Source organism: Candidatus Neomarinimicrobiota bacterium, from assembly GCA_012964825.1.
Lineage (GTDB): Bacteria > Fidelibacterota > Marinisomatia > Marinisomatales > S15-B10 > UBA2125.
In genome coordinates, this window is sequence record DTTI01000038.1 from 1 (window position 1) to 2567 (window position 2567).

Annotated in this window: 2 protein-coding genes; both read right to left on the reverse strand. The window is 46.7% G+C overall.

Annotated elements, in window-relative coordinates; genetic code table 11:
• A partial coding sequence (locus tag EYO21_03795) for a hypothetical protein (protein ID HIB02934.1) occupies nt 1-1366 on the reverse strand: 1366 nt, incomplete at its 3' end.
• Nucleotides 1347-1895, reverse strand: coding sequence for a hypothetical protein (locus EYO21_03800; GenBank protein ID HIB02935.1), 549 nt, complete (start codon nt 1893-1895; stop codon nt 1347-1349). The genes EYO21_03795 and EYO21_03800, both read right to left, overlap by 20 nt.
• Nucleotides 1896-2567 lie beyond the last annotated feature (672 nt).

Consider the following 2567-nt stretch of genomic DNA (forward strand, 5'->3'; position numbering starts at 1 on the left):
CAACAGTATCGGATGAATTACCGGCGCTGTCTGTGGCTATCACTGACAAGTAATAAGTAGAATCTTCCGCTAAAGCTAATCCGGTATGTGCCAAAGAGTCCTGAATACCGATCTTGGTCCAGCTGACAACAGTGGTATCTCCCGGGGTTGTGCCGATGGTGTATGTGTATGAAGCCACACCACTGGCCACACCACTGCTCAGTGTATCGACAAACTCCGTCCAGTTGGCGAAATAAGCATCGGCGGTGTTGTAAAAAGTGAGGTCAGTTCCAGCATTGGTAGATCCGTCGTAAACTACACCGGCAACGGGCTTTAAAAGATCCATGGTGATGCCGTCAGAGGTGGCTGTATCAGACTTGGCAGTGAAATCTGTTCCTCGGGTGCTAAGGTAGTATGTGAATCCTTCAATGAGGTTAAGGTTTGTTACGGTCACGGATGTGTCACCGACAACGGTCCAATTAACCGTATTGTTTAGATTACTTAAGGATGTACCCACAGCGTATTGATAACTGACGGCACCATTATCCTGAAACGGGTTCCAGTTGAAAGAAAGGGTAGACCGGGAGCTCCACCAGTCCACATCAGTAGTATCGGAGTTACCATCCCTGATGGCACCGGCAACCGGCCGTGAAAACGGAACGGCGGAAACTTCACTGGAGTAATCGCTTATATTCCCTAATGTATCCAACGCTGCGAGGCGGTAATAATAGGTTGTGTCATTGTCTCTTCCCGTAATCGTTTTGGATATATCGTCCACAGTCAGGGTAGAGTCAACAGTCGTTGTGGGCGATGAGGATTTATCCTCGTATATCCTGTATTTCCCGAAATCAGTCTCACTATTAATGTTCCAGCTGAGGGTCACCAATGAATTTCCGGCCGTGGCCGACAAGCCCGTGGGAGCAGCGGGGGCAATACCATCCACAGTAATGGTGTGTGCTGCTTCAAGATTGGTAGTTGGTGAAAAAATTATCATGGCATTTCCTGTCGAGTCTGTTAGGGCTGGTGAGTTGCCAATGGCACTGAGAGAGATTGTCTTTACCGATAGTGCATCCGTTTGATCTCCCTTATTAACGGTGTAGGTTCCGGCAATGGAGGTCGTTAGTCCAAAGGGCTCTATAGAAATTGTTCTGTCCGTGGACCCAGTCTCAAGCTCGATGACCAGTTCTGCGTCGATGAGTTTAACTTTTTCGGGGAGGTTGTTCTCATCTACAAAGTTGAGTGTAATATTAATTATACTATCTTTTTTATAACTTCCATTGGCCGTGGTGGACGTGACTGAAGAAATGGTGGGTGGGGTGATATCCTGGCCCATCAGCGATCCCAGCAATAGGGTGAGAACGATTGTATTAACTTTTCTTTGCAACATCCAGAACACCGTACAGGAGACTTTTTATTTCAATGGGGTTATCGTGCTCATCCACAAATTCACACTTGTCAGTGTATTCTAGGATAATCTTTCCTGGCGCTATTGCTTCAAACTCCACTACCGCAAGGCTCCCCGTACCGGTAACATTTTTAAGGCTGTCAACGCCGAAACTGATTGTGTAGATATCGAGCAGACCTTCAGCGGTATCATTTTCAAAGTAAAAGCCGGGTTCAGTAAGAGAGTTAAGGAATTCACCTTTTGTGACCGATTTGAGATTCAGTTTCTGCTGTTCATAATTGATCTGGATATGGGCGCCGCTGAGGCCCGTTACTCCCATGGCGAATACCTGCAACTGAGCGGATGATCCCGCTTCCATGGGTATGCTGTCAGGATAAAAGACGATGGCGGGTAGTTCAATATTGAGTTCTTCCGCAGTGGTGAGGTCTAGAGAGTTATCGAAGTTCACAACGGGGAGTTCTTCGCAACTCAACAAAAGAGCCAGGAGAGATAGAAAGCAGAATTTATTCAATGGTAAATGTCAGTCTCAGCTGAGTCTCACTGTTGTAGGGGTTATGTGAAAAACGTATGGAAATTTCCCTTAGGATTTCTTCAGTTGAAGGGGACATGATGTTGGCCTGCAAAATATTGAGCGCCCAGAGCGAGAAGATGATCTGCGTCAGCTGTCTCCTTTGGTCAATGGATGTTTTAGCGTTGTCGTAAGTTCTCACCATCTGGTTCCGGTAAGAGAAGATTGAATCCACGTTAGTGGATGCCTGGTAAAAACCTTCAAATACATAAAATTCATCATATGAGTCCTTGTAGTTCAAGTAATGGTTTAATGTCGCTGCCCCCAGAGAAAGCTGCGTGGCCATCCATAGGCCGCCCCACAGTTTTCGTTTAAGATAGAGCTGGCCCAATCCCGGCACAGCGGTGGAGAGAAGGGTTGCTCTAAGTCTCGTCCTCCTTTCCGTAATACCCTGGAGTGCTAGGGATCTTTCCTCAATATACTGATGCTGAAACTGCAGCTCTTGGGGCATCTGCTTAGAGAACAGTTCATAGGCCATAACTTCCACTTCAGGGATTAGGCTTTCTTCTTCACCGGCAAAGTTAAATGTGTGTTCTTTTTCCACGGCAGTGTCCGCCATTACCACCACTTTCCCGTTTAACTTGTACAGTTCACCGTCTTTCCAGATGGAAGAAA